Here is a 21,317-nt window from a genome sequence, read left to right as displayed (position 1 = left end):
GCCGGCGATCCGCATCGGCCGATGGTCTCGGCCGACAACCACCTCGGCACCGACAAGCGGGCGAACGCGCCTCGGCGTACGCTGGTGATCGAGGAGCAACGCACTCAACCGGCGCCAGGAGCAGCCGAATTCGACGAGTGCGGAGAGATGCCACACCCCGCCCCGGGAGCTGACTCCGGCATGTCGCCCATCGCCTTCGACACCGCCACCTTCAACGCCGCGGTCGCCGCGTTCAAGGCGGATTTCGGATCCCATGAGCAGCTCTTCCGGTTCGGGCAGTTCTACCTCACGAACAAGACCGTCGACGAGATGAAGGCTCTGATCAAGGCGGACCTCGAGAGCAACGTGCGGTTGATCGCGGAGCCCACGCTGCTGGGATCCACGGTCGAGTACTTCCGCAAGAAGCTGAGCGTGCCCGTCAAAGAGGTGGATGTCATCGGCATCCTCACCATGCTCGAGTTCATCGACGTGCACGGCGACATGGCCGGAATCCGCGCACTCTTCACGAAGACCCCGGGCGATGACAAGAAGCGTGCCCAGCAGGAGTTCGATCAGATCTGGTCGACCGCCGACATCCCCTCGGCGCCGTACTGGTCCGGCAGTCCCTCGATCGGCAAGGCGCTCGCCGCTTATGAGATCGAGAAGGGCATGTGCTTCAGAGTCCTGCGTTCGATGGCACGCAAGCTGGCGGCCAAGCGCGCCACGCCCCCGTTGCCCTCATCGGGGACCGTCAGCGAAGGCGCTCTGGCCGGGGCCCGCCCCAAGGAGACCGTCGCCCCGGCTGCGAACGACGCGGGTCGGCAGGTCATCCAGCACGACACGCCCCACCTGCTGCCGGGCGTGTACGCGCGCATGAAGGCACCATCGACGCCAGAGGTTTCGTGCACTGCGGCGTCCTCAGCGGGGCTCGTCATGAGCGCAGCGCCTTTCCGCAGCCCGAGCACCACGTCCTGGTGTTCGCCCACGACGTGATCGACGGACAGACGGCATTCCTCTTCTGGGATCCGGACACCTCGGCCAGCAAGATCGCGACGACGCCGTGGGGAGAGGGGTTCGGAGTGCTGTTCGGCACCCCGAAACGACTGTCCACGGCGATCGACGACGCCGATCTGGCGGCAGTCGACCGCACGCCGCACGCGCCGTCGTTCGGGGACCACCTCGACCACTCCACACGGCACTGCTACCAGGTGTACTACGTACAGACCCTGCCGATGCCGATCGCCGTGAAGGTCCACACCAAGGTGCTGTCGGCACCCCGTCGCGCGTCGATCGAGCAGATGATGCACAACGCGACGCTGGTCTACGCGTCGCACGGCGTCGAGATCATCGAAGCGTCGCGCGAGGATCCGGCGCCGACGGAGGGCGGCCTCGACCGCTTCCGGACGCTCCACGTCGGCCTGACCGACGAACCCTCCGTCGAACTCACCGACCTGCACGAAACCCTGCGCTCCGACGGAGCGCCCTCCGACCTCCGTCCGGGCCCGACGGACGTCGTCGTCGCCATCGTCACGCATCTCGTCCCCGCGGGTTCCGGCTGCGCGCACAGCCCGCCCGAGAAACCGGGAGCCGTCCTGGCCGCGTCGGCGGCCGGCGAATGGTCCCTGGCACACCAACTGGGCCATGTGCTCGGCCTCGACGACACCGTCGACCCGACCAGCGTGATGCACTCCGCGACGGGATCCGGCACCGGGGATCCCCCACGGCTCACCGATGCCGAGGCCGACGTCGTCCGTTCGAGCCCACTGGCACAGAGTCCCTAGAAGCCGAGTGGGCCCATGCCGATCTCCGAAGCACGCATCCGAGAACTCCTCGCAGCGGAGGAACCCGACTACACGGGCGCCGCCGCCGAGGTCGGCGGTGACGGCTTCGACGCGCTGTCGGCGCTCGTCAAGGACCCCGACCCGGTGATCGCGGCGCGCGCGGCCTCACTCGTGGCGGTGCTCGCCTCGGACAGCACCTGGAGCGGTGCGGCGGTGCCGGTGCTCGCGGACGCCCTGCCCCACGCCGATGCCGGTGTACGGGCGGCCGCCGCGTTCGGGGCGACGCGCGCGGGCGCGAACGGGCTGATCGTCCAGTGTCTCGCGGACCCCGACCCCGGCGTCAGGCTGATCACCCTGCGCGGCCTTGAGCCCCCACTCGCCCCACAAGTCGCCGCCGCCGTGCAGACCACCAGCGCGGCCGGGACCCCGCAGGCCGTACAGCAGATGGCCGTCGGTCTGGCTCTCCGGAGTCCCGACCCGGCGCTGGCCGACGAGCTGGTCGCGTGCCTGATCGAGTTCGCCTTCCGACGGCTGGCGGAGCTGCGCGCGCTCGCGCTCGGAGACGTACCGGGCTTCGCCGCCGCCGTGGGGAAACCCGGGTTCACCGACCCCGAGGGCGCCGTCGCGACCCTCCTCCTCGCGGCGAGAACCGCGCTCGACCACATCCCGCCGAAGCTCTCCGCCGCCGACTTCACCGGCGCCGCCGCACAGCTGGGCGTCGCCCTCGCCTCCGTCGCCAAGGCCGCCACCGCGGTGGACGGCACGGAACTTCCCGGCCTGCTGGCCACGAAGATCAACTGGGGCCTGGTCACGCCGCAGGGCCTCGCGAAACAACTCGGACTGCCGACGTCGGCACCCGCGCTGTCGATCGTCGACGGATCGCTCCTCGCCACGGTGTCCATTCCCGCCCGCTCCCTGATCACCACACCGGTCAGGCTCGGGTTCGACAGCGCCGACCTGACCGTACGTGTCGCGCTCGACGGTTCCGCCCCCGCCCTCTCGGCGTCGCTGGCGCTGACAGGAGTGGAAGGGGGCGTCGGCGGTGACTTCCTCGCGCGCGTGCTCGGCGGCGCCGGCGGATCGTTCGAGGCGGACGTCGTCATCGGCGTCGACACCAAGAACGGCCTGACGATCGGGGGCGGGGGCGGTTCACGCCTCGTCGTACCGGCGCGGCCCAGGACCGGCCGCCTCGACATCCGGGAAGTCGTGCTGGAACTGCCGTCCGGGGTCGCGAACACGGTCGACATCGGCAGTTCGATCACCACGGACTTCGGGGGATTCCTCACCGCGACGGTCCACGGTGTCGGCGTCCGTCTGCTGGTCGATCCCGGCGCCGTCCGCGCAGGCGGCCAACCCCTCGAACTGTCGCCGAAACCGCCCACCGGCATCGGCCTCGTCATCGACTCAGGACTGGTGCGCGGCGGCGGATACCTCGCCGAACGGCCCGACGGATTCGGTGGTGCGTTGCACCTCCGGCTGGGCCCGGTCGAGGTCAAGGCGGTCGGCCTGCTGACGACGAAGCCGCAGTTCGCCCTCGTCGTCGTCATGTCGATCGCGTTCGCTCCGCCGATCGACCTCACCTTCGGTTTCACGCTCAACGCGGTCGGCGGTGTCCTCGGCATCGAGCACCGGCTGGACACCGACGCCCTCCGGGACGGCATCGCGTCCGGTGCCCTGGACCACATCATGTTCCCCGCCGACCCGGTGGTGGCCGCACCGGCGATCCTGTCCACGCTCGCCCACGTCTTTCCCCCGTCCGAGGGGTCGACGGTCATCGGGCCGATGATCGAGCTCGGCTGGGGACGACCGGTCAGCCTCGTCACCGCCCAGCTCGGAGTCATCCTGTCGCTCCCCGACCCGCGCGTCGTGGTCGTCGGACGCGTACGCGTGGCGCTGCCCGCCCCCCAGCTGCCGATCGTCGACCTGCGCGCCACCGTGTATGGGGAGATCACCCCGGATCACCTGCTGATCCTGGCGTCGCTCAGGGGATCCCGGATCGCGGTCTTCCCCGTCGGTGGCGACGTCGGGCTGCTGCTGCGCTGGGGCGGGGATCCCGAGATCGCCATCTCGGCGGGCGGGTTCCATCCGAGGTACCAGCCTCCGCGCGAGCTGACGGGCATGCGGCGGCTGCACGTGGACATCTCGCCCCCCGTGCTCACGCTCCGCTCGGAGGCGTACTTCGCCATCACCACCAACACGGTGCAACTGGGCTGCCGTGTCGAGATCCGCGGGGACATCGGGGTCGCCGACATCAGCGGCCACTTCGGGTTCGACGCGCTCGTCCTCTTCTCTCCCCGTTTCGCGTTCACGCTGGACGCCGTGGCCGGGCTGGCCGTGCACATCCTCGGGGAGACCCTTGCCGGAGTCCGGCTCCTCCTGCATCTCTCCGGTCCCGCCCCCTGGCACGCCCGGGGCAGCGCCGAGGTCGAGGTCCTCGGCATCAGCGAGGACATCGACGTCGGCCCGATCACCTGGGGCGATGCCGACAACCCGCCGCAGGGGCCGGCGGATCCCCGTGCGCTCGTCCACGGCGCGCTCCACCGCAATCCCGGTGCCTGGCAGGCGCTGGCCCCGGCCCACGCGGACCGGGTCGTACGGCTGAAGCCCGCGCCGCCGAGCGATGTCGAGGTGACCGTGCACCCGATGGGGATGCTCGACGTCCGCCAGCACGCGGTGCCCCTGGAGACGGTCGTCACCCGTGTCGGCGCGAACCCCGTGCCCGCCGACCGGAGCAGGGTCCATCTGGAGACGCCCACCGTCAACGGCCGGGCGGCCGGGGCCCTGAGCGAGGTCACCGAGCTGTTCTCGGCCGGCTCCTACCTGGAGCTGACCGAGGAGCAGAAACTCTCGCGGCCGAGCTTCGAACCGATGCCCGCCGGCGTGCGCGTCCGGCCCCCCGGCGAGGCGGTGGGCTTCGACGGCGCGATCCCCTGCGAGCTGCGGTACGAGACGTTCGTGTGCCGCGACGACGCGGTACTGTTCCGGGACCTCCCCCGACATGACGTGCTCCTCGCGAGCGCACCGGCCACGACGCTCGCCGCGGGCGCGGCCGGGCGGAGCGCCTTGCGCGCGACCACGCGCTATGCCACCGCCCCCGACCCGATCCGGCTGGCCGACCCCGGTGAGGTCAGGGTCGTGTCGAGGACGACCCTCACCGCCGCGGACCCGGACGCCTGGGCGACGTACACGCACGCGGCGGAGCTGCCGCTCGGCGAGGACGCACAGCTCGCCCGACCGGGGGTGGGGTAGATGGCCGGGAGCCTGCAGTCACACGCCCTCGCCGCCGGCGTCTTCATGGCCGCGGACGCGCTCGCGTCGCCGCACCCGCCCCTGAAGCCCGAGGACGCGGTCCTCGACCGGTACGTCTTCCTGCCGCACGCGCGCACCGGCATCGCGGCCGCGCTCACGACCCCCTTCGCCTGGTCGCTGCCCGCTCGGGCGACGATCGACCTGCGCGTGCCGGTGAAGGACGACCGCGGGCCGGCGCTCGACGCCGAGATGCCGGTCCGTGTCCACGGCCCCGCCGACGTCGTCGAGCTCGATCCGCGCCAGATCATCCGGGCGTTCCCCGCGCCGGGAGCCGGCAACGCCGAGGTCGACGATCTCGCCCATGTCGAGTTCGACCGTCCCGACCTGCCGTGGCTGTTCACCCCCGCGGGGCCTGATGCCCAGGGGCGGCTGGTGCCGTGGATCTCGCTCGTCGTCGCGAGGCGACGCGCCCTCGAATGGGGCGAACGCCGTGGCGGCGTCGCGACCGCGCGGATCCGGCGGGACCAGCTGCAGCCGCTCGACGACGCGTGGGCCTGGGCCCACGCGCAGGTCATGGGCGCCAAGGGACCGGACGCGGAGACGCGGCCCACGCTCGTGGAGCGGCTCGGCGCCGACAACGCCGCGTACAACCTCAGCCGGGTCGTCTGTCCTCGCAGGCTGGACGATCACACCGCCTACGTCGCCTGCCTCGTGCCGACGTTCCTGTGCGGTGCGCAGGCCGCCCTCGGCATCACGCCCGTCACCACGCTCGCGCCCTCGTGGAGCGCGCAGGGTGATCCGTACGACATGGTGACCCTCCCGGTGTACTACACGTGGGAGTTCGCGACCGGCGCCGAGGGGAACTTCGAGAGCCTGGCCCGCAAGCTGCGGCCCGCCGTCGCGCCGCCCGGCGTCGGCCGGCGACGCGTCGACACGACCCACCCGTGGTCCGGGACGGCCCTCACAGCCGACGCCCAGGGCGCGGAGATGGTGGTCAACGGCCCCGTGGTGTCCCCGCAGCCGCCGGATCCGGCGTCCGCGGACAAGTGGCCCGCCCCGGAGAAGCAGTCGTGGGAGCCCGCGGTGACCGCTTCCCTCGTGGAGCGGCTGAACCGGACGGAACGGCAGGCGGACGAAGAGGATCCGCAACCGCCTCGGGTGGGTCCGCCGCTCTACGGCGCCTCGCACGCGCGCCAGGCCCGTGTGGAGACGGAGGAACCCGCGCTCTCCGCCCAGCCGGAGTGGTTCCGCGAACTCAACTGCGATCCGCGCGACCGCATCGTCGCCGGCCTCGGCACCCGCGTCGTCCAGGCCGAGCAGGAGGACCTGATGGCCGCCGCGTGGAACCAGGTGACCGGCATCGACGCGGCGAACCGGGCCCTGCGCATGGCGCAGTTCGCCCGGTACGTCAGCCGGTCCCTGCACCGGCGCCACCTCGCACGGTTCACCGACGCCGCGGTCCTCTCCGTCACCGAGCGCGTGCACAGCAAGGTCCTGGACGCCCCGCAGCGCAGCGTGGAGGCGTCCCTCGGCGCTTCGAGCCTGCCCCACGCGGTGACGACCGGGGCGTTCCGTCGCCTCGCGCGGGTCCGCGGTCCGATCGTCCGGGCGTCCGTGAAGGACCGGGCCCGTCGCCGCGCCGCCGTGGACAGGCTGACCGTCCCCGCCGATCGCCTCACCCGTGACTGGGTGGCGACCTACGCCCCGCCCGACGGCATCACCGGCGTGAGCCTCCTCGCGGCCGGCCTGCTGACCGACGACCTCGCGGCCGCCGTCGTCGGCTCCGGCTCCGGCTCCGGCTCCGGCCCCGGCCCCATGCTCGCCGAGACGCTCCTCGAACAGTGGCGCGAGACCCTCGCCGGCCCGGCGCCCTCGGATCGTCTCGTCCCCGACGAGCTGGCGCAGATCCCGGGGGGTGAGCTGGACGTCCGCCACAGCGTCCTGACGTCGATCGCGGTGCGACTGGTACGCGGGGCGCCGACGGCCCAGGAGATGGCTGCCGACCGTGACGTCGCGATCAACGGCGGGGTCCACGCCGTTCATCTGCGGGAGATCGTCGCGGCCGCCGAGGGGGCCGGTGTGGGGCGCCTGCGGCTCCCGGCGAGGGACGCCGCGCGGCTGGGCATGGAGAGCGTGGGGGGTGCGCCGGACGGGACCGGTGACGCCTTCGTCACCATCGCGGGGCTGAAGGCCTACGTCCGCCGCACGTTGGGGGACGTGGAAGGAGTCCCCCTCGAAGGGTTCGAGCGCGGCGCCGCGCTCATGGGTGACGTCGTCCGGCGCAATCTGACGCTGGACCGCCGCGCCGTGGCCGACGCGCTCGCCGTCATCGGCGACAGCGCGGTGATCCATGATCCGGTCCTCATTCCGTCGCGTGACCGGATCGACACTCCGGCGCTCGGGCTCGTCCGCAAGCTGGACCCGGCCATCACCGTGCCCGCGCGCGTCGACGGCCGACTGAGGTGGGGCAGCGGACGGATTCCCGGATGGCTTCCCGGGAGCTGGTTCGACGATGTCCCGATCGAGCCCGTCATGGCGCATCCGCGGTTCCCGCATCCCATGTACGAGCCGCTGCACCGCTTCGACCCGGAGTGGATGGTGCCCGGCCTCGGGCTGATCCCCCGCCCCGACATGACGACCCTCCTCGTGACCGACAACCGGTTCATCGAGGCGTACCTCGTCGGGCTCAACCACGAGATGGCCCGTGAGCTGCTGTGGCGGGAGTTCCCGACCGACCAGCGCGGTACCTACTTCTCCTCGTTCTGGACGGGCGGACCCGAGCTGGTCGCCGACCTGCACGAGCAGCCGTGGACGACGGGCCCCCTCGGCAGCCATGTCCAGGAGGATCTGGACGGCAAGCTCGTGTTCCTGGTCCGTGGGGACCTCGTACGCAGGTATCCGGGCGTCGTCGCGCACGCCGCGTTCGAAGTGGACTGTGCCAACGGGATTCCGGTGTTCGCGGCGCATTCGCCCGTCCCGACGCTCTTCCACGCCCATCTGCCGCCCAACACGCTGCTCGTGGGCTTCGCGCTGGACACGAAGCAGATCGAGGCCCCGGGCAGGACGTGGTGGTTCACGCTCTCCGAGAACCCGGCCGAACCGCGCTTCGGGCTCGATCCGTCGCGCCAGGTGTCGAGGACGCGCGACAACCTCGTCTGGTCGGACTTCGGCGTGGCCGTGGACGAATTCCTCGACGCGACCGCGGACACCGACATCGTGTACGACGGCTCCAGCTGGGGGAAGTCGAGCGCCCAGATCGCGTATCTGCTGTTCCAGCTGCCCGCCCGCGCGGCGTTTCTCGCGAAGACCATGGTGAAGGACACGATGCCGCCATGACGGACCTCCGACGCACGCGCTCCGTCCTCGCGGACGCCACCCGCGGCCGGGAGCGGATCGCTGCCCGGCTGACCGCCGACACCGCCGAGCTGGCAGCCGCACGCGAGCGGCTCGCCGGCCTGCGGGCCTCGGGAGACCGCGACGCGCTCGCGTCCGCCGTGGCGCGTGTCCGCGATCTCGTCGCACGGCGCGTGGAAGGGGCACGTGCGCTGCGGGACCTCGACGAGGGCGTGCTCGGCGATCTCGACAGCCTTCTGGGCCGGAGTCTCGCACTGGAGGCGGACCTTCCGCTCCTCCTGCTCCCGGTCCGCGTGGAGACCCGGTCCACCGCCGACGGCACCCGGCTGAGGGTCCGCGTCTTCCACGACGCGCTTCACACGGAGAGCCTCGACGAGGGCCTGTCGCCGCCGGAACGCGCGGCGGGCATCGCGTACTGGATGGCTCTGTGGGCGGGTGAAGACCCCGACGCGCCGTGGCGGACGCTCGTCGCCGCGACCGGTCCGCGGCGGGCGCCCTGGGTCGCCGAAGCGCTCCGGCCCGCGAACCTCGCCGACCGGCCCGACGGGCTGCCGGCCTTCCCCGAGACCGGGCCGCGCACCGAGCGTCCGCCGATCACCCGTACCCTGCCCGACCGCTTCCACGTCCGGGTCGAACAGGACGGAGCTCCGCCGCGCACCGCGCACGGCAACATCATCCCCGACGAGCTGCCGGTCGGCCTCGGCTCCCGCGACGAACTCTCCGTCCTGCGCATCGACGGCGAGGACCTGCCGCCCATCGACGAGTCGCTGCGTTGGCTCGTGGACTACGACGAGGCCGTACGCCTCGGCATGGCCATCACGGTGAAACTGCCGCTCGCCGGACGCCCGGTACGCCGGCTCCTGGTGTACGGAGTCCGGGCCGCGCTCGACGGAGCGTCGGGCGCGGCCCGGATGGAGAGGCTCCTGCGCTCGCACCGTTTCACCGACGGAGCGGAGTTCCTCCCCCTCGGCACGCCCACGAACAACACCGAGTCGGCGCGGACCTCGTGGAGCCGGCTCACACCGCCCGGCCCTCCCGGCCTCGCCCCTCCGGCGACGCCCGGCGAGGGAACCAACGCGGCGGTCACCGCCGAGGCGCTCGGCATCAGCCCCGCCCTGACAGCGGCGCTGCGCCACGGCGACGCCACCGAGCAGACGAACGCGGCGGCGTTCAACACCGCGCTGTGGACGACGACATGGGGCGACGCCATCGAGCACCTCACGCCCGCAGGACGGGCCAACGGGGACCGACGGCTGGACAACCGCGCGCTCGACGCCGTGCGCGACCACTGGGTGGACCATGTGCGCGGGCGCGGCCCGCTCCCCGCACTGCGCCTGGGACGCCAGCCGTACGGGCTGCTGCCGGTCGTGGCGACCGACGCCGCGTGGCAGCCGAACGACGGGGGCTTCGTCGAGAACCGGCTCGTCCCGTTCCTCGACCAGCAGGTCCGCTGGATGTGGGAGAAGGCCGTGCCCGGCGTCGCGACCGTGATGAACCGGAAGCTCGACGAGGCGCTGCCGACGATTCTCGGCACCGACGCGGTGCTGCGCGGGCTCCGGGTCCGTACCGCGCTGTCACCCGACCAGTTCCTGCAGACGGCGCTGGCGATGACCCTGCCCGATCTCGGCGACACGGCAGGCGGCCAACAGGTCACCCGCACCCTGCTGCTGCTCGCCGGAGTCCCCGACGAGGCGCTCGACGACCACGACCTGCTCGGCACGAAGACACGCACTCTCGCTCTGCCGCTCGTCGACAGCACCGATCCCGATTTCATCCGGTCACTGCTGACTCCCGATCCCACCGGGACGCCCGTGAGCCTCCTGCAGGTGCTGCTTGCGCACGCCGCCGAGACGACGCGGGAGGCACGCGCCAGGACGGTCCCGGCGGTGGAGCAGCTCGGGATCTTCCACGACATCCTCGGCGCCGACGAGGTCGATTTCAACCGTCAACTCGTCACCGCGGCCCTGCAGACCGTACTGGAGCGGGGCGACGGCTCGAACTCGCTCATCGAGGCAGCCGCCGAGCACCTCGCCGAACGGGTCGGGCGTCTGGACCCGCGTCTCGTCGCCGACCGGAACCCGATCCCGGCACTCGCACCGCGCACCACGCTGCAGCGGCTCGCCGGCGAGGAACCCCAGGTCTCCCTGCTGTCCGGCGCGACGGGGCTGCGGCTCGTCGGGGAGATCTTCCAGTACGTGCGGTGGGAGACGAGGTTCGACGCCGCCCTGGAGGCGATCGCCGGCATCGACTCCCTCGACGAACGCCGTCTCCTGCTCGCCGAGACACTGGACTGCTGCTCGCACCGGCTGGACGCCTGGATCACCGCCGCCGCGACGCGACGGCTCGGCGATGTCCGGGCCGCCGAGCCGCGAGGCGTCTACATCGGCGCGTACGGCTGGGTGGAGGACATCGACCTCAAGACCCCCTCCGCCGCCGGTACGGTCGACGACCACCAGGCTCTCCACGACCCCGGGGACGGCGGGTTTCTGCACGCCCCCGGACTCATGCAGGCGACGGCGGCCGGCGTGCTGCGCAGCGGCCGCCTCACCCACCGACGCGGCGCCCCCGACACCGAGGCGCTGGACATCGATCTGTCGAGCACCCGGGTACGCGACGCCATGGACCTGCTCGAAGGGATGCGCAACGGCCAGGCGCTCGGCGCCCTGCTCGGCTACCGCCTGGAACGCCGCCTGCACGAGCGGTCCGGCGACAAGCTCCAGCTCGACCGTTTCGTCCACGTCCTTCGCGCGCTCGCGCCGCTGCGCGCCGGGAAGCTGACCGAGCCCGGCACCGCGGTCCAGGAAGGCCTGGCGTCCTCGGACGTCGTCGACGGACTGCGGCTCCTGGCGGTCCCCGCCGACACCGTGCGGGAGAAGCTCCGGGAGGGCCCCACCGACGCCCTCTACATCGGCGAGGGGGAGTGGGAGGAGGCGACGCCGGACGAGGCCGACGCGGTCATCGCCGCGATCCAGGAGCTGGAGCGGACCCACGACGCGGCGGCCGATCTGCTCCTCGCCGAGTCGGTCTTCCAGCTCGTGTCCGGCAACCCCGCGCGGGCGGCCGCCGCCCTAGACGTCCTCGGCGCAGGGGAGGCGGTCCCACCGGAGCCGGAGGTGATCCGCACCCCGCGCGGTGGCGTACCGATCCAGCACCGCGTCGCCGTGCTCGTACCGGAGCCGCCTCCGGCGCCGGTGTCCGGCTGGGACCGGACGAGCCCCCGCGCCCTCGCGGAGCCCCGGCTGGAAGCGTGGGCGCAGGGCGCGCTCGGGGACCCCTCCGCCGTCACGGTCGCGGCCGGCCGGGCGGTCACCCTGGCCCATGCCGGTCTCTCGGCACTCGACGTGCTGTACGACGCGGACGGGGACACCGTCGCGTCGAGCACGCTCGTCGCACGGCTGGGGGACCCGTCCGCCGGACTGGGCGACCTCGGCGACGACTTCACGCCGCTCGCCCCCACGTGGGAGCTCGCCGGGATGCTGCGGTCGACGCTGATCGCCGGGCGGCCGCTGGAGGTCGCCGACGTGGGACGCCCCGTACAGGAGGGCGCGAAGGGCCGCGTACCCGACGTCGAGGAGCTGCGCACACGCGCCAGGTGGGCGACGAACGCGCTGAGGGCCGCGGCGGTGCGACAGGAGCCGCCCGCCGTCCTCGCACGCTTCGGTGTGCGCGGCCCGGCCGGCACCGCCGACGACGTCCTCGTCGCCGAAGCCCGTTCACGTGTCCTGGCCGCCGAGGCCCTCCTGGCGCGCATCGCCGAGGACACTCCGGTACGCACCCGGGTGGAGCTGGCATGCCAGACGCTGGCCGCCGTCTTCGGAGGCGAGTTCGTGGCCGTGCCGCTGCTCCTGCCACCGCCCCCCGGCGAAGCCGACCTGTGGGCCGGAGCCGTGGGGCCGACCGGTGTCCGGGCGGAACCGGGCGCGGAGATCCGCCCCTGGCTCGCCCGTGCGGGCGCCCTGCGCGCCGGTACGGCAGCGTACGGCGAATCGGTCCTGGTCCGCGAGGCGTTCGGGCGCCGGCCACGGCTGCGCGTCGTCCAGGCCCCCGTACAGGCGTACCCCTCATGGGTCGGCCTGCCCTTCGCCGGCCACGATCCGCCGATGGACCCGCTGACGAGCATGGTCGCCGAGGTCGCCCGCGGCGGTACGACCGATCCCGAGCCGGATCTGAGCGGTGCGGTGGCGGGCGTCGTCCTCGACGAGTGGACCGAGGTCCTGCCCCGCCGACTGCGGCGGGGGTCCGCCGCGGATCCCGAGAAGAAGTCCGAACTCGTGGACGTGACGACGACGGGCGTCGCCCTGCACGCGAACGCGCCGGGTGCCCGACCGCCGCAGGCGATCATCCTGGCGCTCAGCTCCGACGGAGCCGACTGGGACGGTGACCGGCTGGCCCACGTCCTCGACGAGGCACTCGCGCTGGCACGCATGCGGGCCGTCTCGCTCCAGCAACTGCCCTTCGCGGGCCGGTACCTGCCCGCGCTGTACTTCCGCGACTGGTCGCTCCAGGGCGAACCGGTCATCGACTGGGGAAAGCTGCAGGTCGCGGACAGCGGGAAGAACATCGTCGACTTCCTCCAGGTGGATCAGTGACCATGGCCATCGACCACATCTCCAAGAAGAAGTACACCGCGAACGAGGCGTTCGCCCTGGCCCGACCGCCGACGTGGACGCGCCTCGAACCACAGAGCACGTCCGGCGACCCCCGGCCCGGCACCGAGGCCAGGGTCCACGACCCGCTGTGGCTCCTCGCCCGGCAGTGGCAGCTGGGCGAGTTCGCGGGCGAGGACGCGGGCACACCGCTCACCGTCCGCGTCGCCACCCGCACCACTCTCGTCGACCGCTGGGCCCCCGGGGAGGAGAAGGACGGGCAGCCCTTCAACCGCGGACGGCGGGACCTTCTCGAACCTCTCGTGGAGAGCGAGCCCGTGACGGCCGTCGCACCCGGGCTGCGCCCCCGTGCCGAGGCGGCCGCCGCGCTGCTCGCGGCCCTCGACGACGCCGGACTCGGCAGGTTCCGCGAGGACTTCGCGGACCACTGTCCCCTCGACCTCGGCACGAGCGATCCCCATGCGCGGCTGGACGCCCAGTGGGCCCGCCTCACACGGCTCCTCGTCGGCCGACACATGGCCGACGGGGAGCTCATCTGCCAGGAGTTCGAGGACGCCGACGGCATTCCGGCATGGCTGGCGCCCGCCGACACCACCGAAGAGGGCCGGCTGCTCGCCGTCGTCGGGCCATGGATGGTCTGGTACCGCGGTGAGGTCTCGCCCCGGCCCGGCGGCGCGGACGCCTGGGTGGGCGAGCGGCTGGAGCACCGCTTCCGCGTCGGCGCGGGTACGACGGTCCTCGACGCGCCGGCACACCACGGCGGGGACATCGACTGGTACACGTTCGACCGGGCGCCGGCCGGCGCGACGCTGTCAGAACCGGCCGGAGGACCCGCCGCGGACCCCGAGAAGCGCGAGGTCCACACGCTGCTGGCCGGCCCACTGCGCTATCCCGGCATGCCCGCCGACCGTCTCTGGGAGATGGAGGACGCCGAGGTCGATCTCGGCGTGATCGAGTCCGAACCGTGGGACCTCGCCCGGCTGCTCGTCGCCGAGTACGCCCTGACCTACGGCAACGACTGGCTGGTGGTCCCGGTCGACGTACCGTTCGGTTCACTGACCACCGTCGAGTCGGTGCTGTACACCACCACCTTCGGCGAGCACTTCGTCGTACGCCCGACGGACGAGGTGAGCCCTGACGGCCGCTGGCGTGTGTTCACCCTCAGCACGGCCGCCGGAACCACCGCGCGGGGGCTGCTCGTCCCGCCGGGCGCGGTGGCCGTGGAGGACGGCCCGCCGGTGGAGGAGGTCCTGTACCTGCGCGACGAGATGGCCAACCTGGTCTGGGCCGTCGAACGCTCGGTGCAGGGCCCCAGCGGTGCCGGGCGGGACCGCTCCCGTGAGCGTGACGACCCGCTGCCGCCCACCGAGGGGCCGGTCCCGCGGGCGGCCCTCGACTACCGCCTGGAGACCGGCGTTCCGGCGCGGTGGATCCCGTACCTGCCCCGGTCGACGGAGTACCGCGAGATCGAACTCGTCCAGGGCAGGACGATCGGCCCGGACGGCACCGACGTGGCCCCGCTCGGCCGCCTCCTCAACCGGCCCGACACCAAGGCCCTGAAGGACGCGGAGATCCCCCGTGAGGGCATCGCCGTCCGCAGGCAACCGAGCGTGACCCGCCGGGCGGACGGCGGATACGAGCGCTGGACGACCAGACGGGTCCGTGTGGGCCGGGGCGAGGGAGCGAGCCGACTGGCCTTCGACGCGGCTGTGTCGCGCAAGCCACGGCCGACGGAGTAGGGGGCTTCGGGTCGCGGGGGCGTCTGGCCTGATTGGCCGTTGTACGGCCACCGGTCCGCGCGCGAGACTGATGTGTGCGAACGGGAACGCGGGGACGGAATGTTCGGTGAAACGGATCCACTTCACGGGCCAGGACCTGATGCGAATCCGACTGGCCGGGACGATCGGTGCGGCGGCCGAGACGTTCGACAGCGTGAAGCTGCTGCATGCCCCTGAGATCGACCTCGGTTTCCGGCGCTGGCAGGTTTCGGTACGGGGCCGCCTGGACGAACGGGCACGTCCCCTCCTCGCGCTGCTGCCGTCCCTGGGGCCCGATGTCGACGTGAGGAGCCTGGCGGGCGACTCGGCGTGCATCGAGGAGGCGGTGGACCGGCTGCTCGGCGCTCCCCGGAATCTGCTCCGCCTCGAGTTCGAGAACATCCGCTTCCACCCCACGCACCGCGTCTGGGCCCGCGACCTGGTGGACGGCGACCGTGAAGCATGGCTCCAGGTCACCGCGGCCTTACGGGCATGCCACGGCGTGACCGTCGCCCCGTACTGGGTCAGGGTGCGCACGCATCTGGCCGAGGTCCGCGCCGCGTATGCGAACGCGATGGCCGAAGGCGGGGTCGAGCGGCTGCTGAAGATCCTGTGCGGCCCGATGCTCCGCTGGCGGCCGCCGGTCCTCGAACTGGAGCATCCGCACGAGGCGGACGTCCATCTGAACGGACGCGGTCTCGTCATCGCCCCCACGATGTTCTCCGCCGGGCGGGCCGAGCTGATGCAGCCCACGCTGGACCCGGCCGAGGCACCCGTCCTCGCCGTCCCGACCGTCACCGACGCCCTGGTGGGCAGCACGCTGTGGGAGGGCGGCGGCGCGTCCACCGGTCAGGCGCTGGAGGACCTGCTGGGACGTACACGCGCCGCGATCCTGGAGGCGGTGGCGGTCGGTCGTGGCACCACGGATCTGGCACGTCGGCTCAGCATCTCGCCGGCGACCGTGAGCCACCACACCTCCGTGCTCCGCAACGCCGGCCTGGTCACCACTCGACGCGAGGGCAAGGCGGTCCTCCACACCGTGACGTCGATGGGCATGGCCTTGCTGGAGCCGGGCGCGCGCCCCCTGTGACCGACCGCCCCCGGACGGCCTCCAGGACACATTCCACGCCGCTCGTTCCGATGCTTTCGACGGGGATCGAAAGCTTGGCCTCGCCACCGATCCCCGACCTACGGTGAGCCCGCGTCAACCGGCCACGCCACGAGTCGACCGGCGTGCCGCAGAGCCGTTTGACGAAGGGCCGCCGGAGTCGCTCGCGGTGGCATGACGAGAGGAGAAGAGAGATGCGTCCGCATGCCTTCCACAAGGGGATCCTCGCGCTTCTGGCCGCGGCCGGATTCCTTGCCGCCGGCACCACGACGGTGTCGGCGCAACCGGTCACCCGGCCGGCCGCACACGCCGATACGGCCACGACCGCCGGTGCCCTGCGTACGACGGGCACCGACGCCGGTGTCCTGCGCGCGACCGACGTGGTCCAGACGTTCGCGAACATGGCCACCGGATCCTGCCTCGACGACAGTCAGCAGTACGGCCTGCGCGGCTACGGCTGCAACGGCGGGGTCTACCAGAAGTGGAACGTGCACGTCTGGAACGACGGCACGCGTCAGCTCCGGAACCTCGCGACCAACGAGTGCCTCTACGACGACGGCGTCACACTCGCCACCCGGGCATGCGACTCGTCGCGCGAGCAGAGCTGGTTCGCGCACAAGAGCGGTGACCAGGTGACCTTCCAGAGCCAGGCCACGGGCGAGTGCCTGGACGACAGCCAGTACGGGCTGCGGACGATCCAGTGCTACTACAACCGTCACCAGACCTGGCGCTGAGCCAGGACCCGCCCGGCCCTGCCCGAACGTGCGGGGAGGGCGACCCTGCCATGGGGCCGCCCTCCCCGATTCGGATGCTGATTACGGCTTGCGTCCGCACCAGGCCACGAGGCGGTCGATGGCCGGCGCGTCCGCGTCGACGTCCACCGCTGCCCCGAACGGCGCACCGTCACGCGGCCCGGTGGGCAGCCCGCGCCTCATGGCCGCGTACGAGATCGCCACGAGCTCGGGGTCCCAGTCCGGGAGTTGGCCGGTCGCGGTGGCCATGTCCCAGGTGTGCACGGTGAATTCCGAGGTCCAGACGGCTGCGGCGGCCGCACCCGGGAGGCTGCCGAACGGCAGTGTCAGCGTCCGGCCCAGGATCGCGGGATCCGCCCACGCCGCCTCGACGTCACGCACCGCGGCGTCCCACGCCTCCTGCCATTCGGTGTCCGCGAGGTCGTCGGCGACCGTGGGGAGACTCATCACGTCGCCGCCGCGCCCGGCGAGGGCGATCCGGCGCAGGACCGCGACGAGGTGCCCGGCCAGCCGCCGGACGGTGAATTCGGTGCAGGGCGTGGGCCCGTCGAACTGCTCGGGCCGGACCGCGGCGACGGTACGTCCGGCCAGCGCGATGGCCTTCAGCAGGCCCTGGCGAGGGTCGTCGGTGGCGTCGGGGGTGACAGTGGACCGTGGGGTGTTCTCGGTGTGCGTCATGAGCTCATCCTGAAAGCTGAACAGGTCACCTCCTGGCCACTTTCCGGAAGAGAATGGTCGGCATGAGAGCCGATCGTCTCGTGGCGACCCTGCTGTTCCTCCAAACACGCACCCGTGTGACCGTGGCCGAGGTCGCCGCCGAACTCGAAGTGTCGCCGCGGACCGCACGCCGCGACCTGGAGGCCCTGTCCACCGCGGGCATCCCCGTCTACTCGCAGCGTGGCCGCGGCGGCGGCTGGTCGCTGGTCGGCGGCGCCCGTACGGACCTCACCGGGCTGAACGCCGAGGAGATCCGGGCGCTGTTCCTGCTCGCGGGCCCTTCGTCCACCACGCCCGAACTCCGTACGGCACTGCGCAAGTTGGTACGTGCGCTGCCCGCACCCCTGCGATCGGGAGCCGAGGCCGCGTCGCGGGCCGGCCACACCGACGGCACGGACTGGTCGCGCGCCGACGTCACGGCCCCCGGGCCGCACCTCGACGCGCTCCGGCGGGCCGTGGTGGACGGCATCCAGGTGCGGCTGGGGTACGCCGGACCCGGCAAGCCCGTCGGCGTGCGAACCGTCCATCCGCTGGGTCTCGTGGCCAAAGCGGGGCGCGACTACCTCGTCGCCGAGACGGAGCGGGGCTTGCGGACCTTCCGGCTCAGCCGGGTCACCTCGGTCGAGGCAACCGGCGAGCCCGTCGTACGGCCGCACGGCTTCGACCTTCCCACGGTCTGGCGTTCGTTCGCCGAACGTTTGGAGGAGCGGCTGTACGCGGCGACGGTTCGGGCCCGGGTCGAGCCGGGTGCCATGGCGATCCTGGAGCGGCTGTTCGACGGGCGCCTGCACGTCGGTCCGATGCTCCCTGACGGGTGGACGGAGATACGGGTCGACGGGCCGACGCCGGAGGTCGTCGCGACACAGCTGGCCGGCCTTGGGGCACGCATCGAGGTGCTGGACCCGCCGGAGGCAAGGGAGCGGCTCGCACGTCTGGCGGTTGAGCTGGCCGGTGTGTACGGGCCGCCGGGCTCTTCGTGAACGAAATGCGGCGCGCCGACCCTACGGGTGACCTCCGACGGTTCCACAGGCAGGCTGACCCCCACCCGGCTCCGCCCCGTTGGGCCTACCAGGTCACCGGCAGTCCCACCGGCCCGCGGATGAGCACGTCCTTCTGCCAGACCACCTCGCCGGGATCGACGGCCAGTCGCAGGTCCGGCAGCCGCTCGACCAGCGTGGTCAGGAGCAGCTCCGCCTCCAGCCGGGCCAGCAACGGTGCCACGCAGTGGTGGGGACCGTAGCCGAAGGCCAGGTGGGGCCGGCCCTGGCGGTCGATGTCGATGCGGCCCGGCTCGGGGTAGCACGACTCGTCCCAGTTGGCCGCCACGTACGAGACGTACACGGCCTCGCCCCGGCGGATCTTGACCCCGCCCACCTCGACGTCCTCGGTGGCGACGCGTGGCTGTCCCACGCCGTGCTTGTGCGGAATCCAGCGCAGCAGTTCCTCCACGGCCGCCGGCACGGCTCGCGGGTCCGACCGCAGCCGGCTCATCAGGCTGTCGTCGGTCAGGAGTACGTACATCATGTTCGAGGTGTGATTGCGGACGGCGTGCCAGCCGTTCACCCCCATCAGCACCGCCAGGGCGAGCATTTCCTCTTCCTCGATCCGGCCACTCGCGACCGCGGCTGCCAAGGTGCTCGTGAGATCGGCCTGCGGCCGGGCCAGGCGCTCCCGGGCCAGCTCGCGGAACAGGGCGCGGGCGTCCTCCTTGGCCTGACGGGCCCGATCGACGCCCGCCTCGTCCGTCGCCCTCGTCAGCACGGTGTCCGCCCAGACGCGCAGCCGCGGCCGGTCGGCCTCCGGCACGCCCAGCACCGCTCCGATGACGTGCAGCGGGAACGGCGAGGTCACCTGCCGTACGAGGTCCGCGGGCGGCCCCGACGCCACCATGCGGTCGATCAGGTCGTCGAGGACAGCCTGTGCGCGTGGACGCAGCGCCGCCATGCCCGAGCGGTTGAACGCCGAGGAGACCACGGAACGGACACGGCTGTGGTCGGGGGGATCCACGAAGCTGACCGCCCGGTCCAGCGGCACGAGGTATCTGTTCATGCTCGGCAGCGGCCGGCCGACGATGTCCCGGCTGAACCGGGGATCGGAGGTGACGAACCGGACCACGTCGTGCCGCGTCGCCAGCCAGCACTCACCAGGAGTCCCGTGCAGCAGCCGGACCCGGACGACCGGCGCTTCCCGCAGTGCCTCGCGGAGGAACGGGTCGAAGTCCAGCGCCGCCAGGTCGACGGCCTCGTACACGGGTGGAGCGGTGTCCCTCATCACTGGCTCCTCGCCGGCCGGTCGTGGCGCAGCGGGGTGAGCTGCTCGATGTCGTAGCGGCGGCGCAGGGCCGCGATGGCGGTGTGGTCGGTGGGTCCTTCGGCGGACAGGATGTCCATGAGCTCCTCGAAATACCGCTCGTGGTCCGGCGGCGGGGACGACTGGAAGAACATCCTCGCCGGGGCTTCGGTGCGATTGGCGAACGCGTGCGGGCAGCCCGGCGGGACCACGATGACCGTGCCGGGTGTGGCGCGGACCACGCGGTCCCCCCGGGCGGACCGCCACCCGCGCCAGCCGTCGGGAGTCCGCACGCGCGGCTCGAAGGCGAGGACGTCGAGTTCCCCTTCGAGTACGTAGAAGAGCTCCTCGCTGCGGGTGTGGACGTGCGCGCCGACGTCGAAGCCGGGCGGGACGACGACCTCGAAGCTCGACGCGCTGCGCGACTGTTCGCCGGTCACCTTGAAGGTCACCTGCTGGGCGGCGGTGCGCAGCGTGCGGCCACCGCCGGGCGGCACGATCAGGCCGCCAGGTGGCCGCGGGACCGTGGGGGATGTGGCGGATGTGGCGGATGTGGTAGTGGTGTCCGCTTCGGGAAGGGTCACGGCGTACGGCTCCAGCGACCCAGTGTCATCTCGGCGGTGATGCCCGGCCCGAATCCGGCCAGCAGGCCGCGCGCCCGGTCGGCGGCGCCGCCCTCGTCGAACAGCCGGCGCAGCGCGTCCAGTACGACGACGCTCGCCACGTTTCCGTACTCGGTGAGCGTGGCCCGGCTGAAGCGGAAGGCGTCCGGGGGTACGCCGAGGAACTTGCTGAGGTCGTCGAGGATCCGCGGCCCCCCGGCGTGCACGATGTAGAAGTCGAGGGCGGACGCGTCCCAGCCGTGTCCGTCGGCGAGGGCGCGCAGCGCGGGGGCGAGCGGCTCCATGGTGCCGGGCACCCGCTTGTCGAGCAGGAAGTGGAAGCCGGTGGCGCGTACGTCGTACGCGATCCAGTCCTCGGTGCCCGGGATCAGGTACGAGCCGTTCCGCTCCAGGTGGATGCCGGTTCCGCCCGTCCCGCGGACCACCGCGGCGGCCACACCGTCGCCGAACAGGCCGTTGGACAGCAGCGATCCGATGCCGATGTCGGTGGGCTGGTAGCACAGGGAGCAGAACTCACAGGCCACGATCAGCGCGTTCGCCTCCGGGTAGGCCGTGCAGAAGTCGTGCGCCCGGTTGATCGCGGCACCGCCGGCCGCGCATCCCAGCTGGGCGATCGGCAACTGCCGGGTGGTGGAGGGAAATCCCATCGAGTTGATGAGCCAGGCGGTGAGCGAGGGCATCATGAACCCGGTGCAGGACACGTAGACGATCAGGTCGATGTCGGCGGCACGCACCCCCGCGTCCTCAAGGGCTCGCCGGACGACCAGGGGCACGCGGGCCTTGGCCTCTGCCGCGTAGAGCCGGTTGCGCTCTTCGAAGCCCGGGTGCGCGAGCGTCTCCTCGACCGGTTGCACCAGGTGGCGGGTCCGTACCCCGGTGTTCTCGATCAGGCGCAGCGAGAGGCTCAGTCGGGGGTGGTCGGCATGGCGCGAGCGCGCGAGCTCGAGTGTCTCCTCCATGGTGATGACGTACTCCGGAACTGACACGGCAGGCCGACATAACGTCGCCATGCGACACCCTCTTCCCCACGAGCCACCAGCGTGCCCGGTCCGGCTCAACTCGCTGAGTAACGATCACCCTCGGTCCGGGTCACAGCGGTCC

General features: G+C 72.3%; 13 protein-coding genes. 9 read left to right on the top strand and 4 right to left on the bottom strand.

Going from position 1 to position 21,317, the window contains the following annotated elements; genetic code table 11:
• Positions 1 to 21 precede the first annotated feature (21 nt).
• From ACZ4VK_RS19600 to ACZ4VK_RS19565, 8 genes are all read left to right on the top strand, one after another.
• Positions 22 to 972, top strand: coding sequence for a hypothetical protein (locus tag ACZ4VK_RS19600; protein WP_468353619.1), 951 nt, complete (start codon positions 22 to 24; stop codon positions 970 to 972).
• Positions 954 to 1,760, top strand: coding sequence for a hypothetical protein (locus ACZ4VK_RS19595; RefSeq protein WP_468353618.1), 807 nt, complete (start codon positions 954 to 956; stop codon positions 1,758 to 1,760). The genes ACZ4VK_RS19600 and ACZ4VK_RS19595 overlap by 19 nt, the downstream gene beginning before the upstream one ends.
• Before the next feature lie 15 nt (positions 1,761 to 1,775).
• Positions 1,776 to 5,009 (top strand): DUF6603 domain-containing protein, encoded by a 3,234-nt coding sequence (locus ACZ4VK_RS19590; RefSeq protein ID WP_468353617.1) that lies wholly within the window; start codon positions 1,776 to 1,778, stop codon positions 5,007 to 5,009.
• Positions 5,010 to 8,345 carry a hypothetical protein gene (locus ACZ4VK_RS19585; protein WP_468353616.1) on the top strand — a complete coding sequence of 1,112 codons (3,336 nt, stop codon included), beginning with the start codon at positions 5,010 to 5,012 and terminating at the stop codon, positions 8,343 to 8,345.
• On the top strand, positions 8,342 to 12,952 hold the full coding sequence (locus ACZ4VK_RS19580; protein ID WP_468353615.1) for a hypothetical protein: 4,611 nt from the start codon (positions 8,342 to 8,344) through the stop codon (positions 12,950 to 12,952). Before ACZ4VK_RS19585 ends, ACZ4VK_RS19580 begins: the two co-directional genes overlap by 4 nt.
• Before the next feature lie 2 nt (positions 12,953 to 12,954).
• Positions 12,955 to 14,709, top strand: a complete 1,755-nt coding sequence (locus ACZ4VK_RS19575) for a hypothetical protein (RefSeq protein ID WP_468353614.1) — start codon at positions 12,955 to 12,957, stop codon at positions 14,707 to 14,709.
• A 106-nt stretch (positions 14,710 to 14,815) separates the two neighbouring features.
• A complete protein-coding gene (locus ACZ4VK_RS19570) occupies positions 14,816 to 15,817 on the top strand; it encodes an ArsR/SmtB family transcription factor (protein ID WP_468353613.1) in 1,002 nt (333 codons plus the stop codon).
• A 212-nt stretch (positions 15,818 to 16,029) separates the two neighbouring features.
• Positions 16,030 to 16,569, top strand: coding sequence for an RICIN domain-containing protein (locus ACZ4VK_RS19565; RefSeq protein WP_468353612.1), 540 nt, complete (start codon positions 16,030 to 16,032; stop codon positions 16,567 to 16,569).
• An 81-nt stretch (positions 16,570 to 16,650) separates the two neighbouring features.
• Here the strand turns inward: ACZ4VK_RS19565 and ACZ4VK_RS19560 are convergent, their stop codons facing one another.
• On the bottom strand, positions 16,651 to 17,265 hold the full coding sequence (locus tag ACZ4VK_RS19560; RefSeq protein WP_468353611.1) for a TIGR03086 family metal-binding protein: 615 nt from the start codon (positions 17,263 to 17,265) through the stop codon (positions 16,651 to 16,653).
• A 62-nt stretch (positions 17,266 to 17,327) separates the two neighbouring features.
• Here ACZ4VK_RS19560 and ACZ4VK_RS19555 point away from each other — a divergent pair, with 62 nt between their 5' ends.
• Positions 17,328 to 18,284 carry a helix-turn-helix transcriptional regulator gene (locus ACZ4VK_RS19555; protein WP_468353610.1) on the top strand — a complete coding sequence of 319 codons (957 nt, stop codon included), beginning with the start codon at positions 17,328 to 17,330 and terminating at the stop codon, positions 18,282 to 18,284.
• Positions 18,285 to 18,369: 85 nt separating this feature from the next.
• On the opposite strand, the gene ACZ4VK_RS19550 is transcribed toward ACZ4VK_RS19555, so the two are convergent.
• The 3 genes from ACZ4VK_RS19550 to ACZ4VK_RS19540 all read right to left on the bottom strand — a co-directional run bounded on the left by ACZ4VK_RS19550 (position 18,370) and on the right by ACZ4VK_RS19540 (position 21,226).
• Positions 18,370 to 19,575, bottom strand: a complete 1,206-nt coding sequence (locus tag ACZ4VK_RS19550; RefSeq protein ID WP_468353609.1) for a cytochrome P450 — start codon at positions 19,573 to 19,575, stop codon at positions 18,370 to 18,372.
• Complete coding sequence (locus ACZ4VK_RS19545) at positions 19,575 to 20,096, bottom strand: cupin domain-containing protein (RefSeq protein ID WP_468353668.1); 522 nt, start codon at positions 20,094 to 20,096, stop codon at positions 19,575 to 19,577. Before ACZ4VK_RS19545 ends, ACZ4VK_RS19550 begins: the two co-directional genes overlap by 1 nt.
• Positions 20,097 to 20,173: 77 nt before the next feature.
• Positions 20,174 to 21,226: a type III polyketide synthase gene (locus ACZ4VK_RS19540; protein WP_468353608.1), complete on the bottom strand. Its 1,053-nt coding sequence runs from the start codon at positions 21,224 to 21,226 to the stop codon at positions 20,174 to 20,176.
• Positions 21,227 to 21,317 lie beyond the last annotated feature (91 nt).

This window comes from Streptomyces sp. NPDC028711 (assembly GCF_055565415.1).
The sequence above is the reverse complement of the archived record's forward strand: the minus strand, read 5'-3'. Positions and strand labels throughout refer to the sequence as shown.

Bases quoted from the DNA above. Each gene is read 5' to 3' on its own strand.
- ACZ4VK_RS19590 (WP_468353617.1), top strand. From the start codon at position 1,776: ATGCCGATCTCCGAAGCACGCATCCGAGAACTCCTCGCAGCGGAGGAA.
- ACZ4VK_RS19555 (WP_468353610.1), top strand. From the start codon at position 17,328: ATGAGAGCCGATCGTCTCGTGGCGACCCTGCTGTTCCTCCAAACACGC.
- ACZ4VK_RS19560 (WP_468353611.1), bottom strand. From the start codon at position 17,265: ATGACGCACACCGAGAACACCCCACGGTCCACTGTCACCCCCGACGCC.
- ACZ4VK_RS19580 (WP_468353615.1), top strand. From the start codon at position 8,342: ATGACGGACCTCCGACGCACGCGCTCCGTCCTCGCGGACGCCACCCGC.
- ACZ4VK_RS19550 (WP_468353609.1), bottom strand. From the start codon at position 19,575: ATGAGGGACACCGCTCCACCCGTGTACGAGGCCGTCGACCTGGCGGCG.
- ACZ4VK_RS19565 (WP_468353612.1), top strand. From the start codon at position 16,030: ATGCGTCCGCATGCCTTCCACAAGGGGATCCTCGCGCTTCTGGCCGCG.
- ACZ4VK_RS19585 (WP_468353616.1), top strand. From the start codon at position 5,010: ATGGCCGGGAGCCTGCAGTCACACGCCCTCGCCGCCGGCGTCTTCATG.
- ACZ4VK_RS19540 (WP_468353608.1), bottom strand. From the start codon at position 21,226: ATGGCGACGTTATGTCGGCCTGCCGTGTCAGTTCCGGAGTACGTCATC.
- ACZ4VK_RS19575 (WP_468353614.1), top strand. From the start codon at position 12,955: ATGGCCATCGACCACATCTCCAAGAAGAAGTACACCGCGAACGAGGCG.
- ACZ4VK_RS19600 (WP_468353619.1), top strand. From the start codon at position 22: ATGGTCTCGGCCGACAACCACCTCGGCACCGACAAGCGGGCGAACGCG.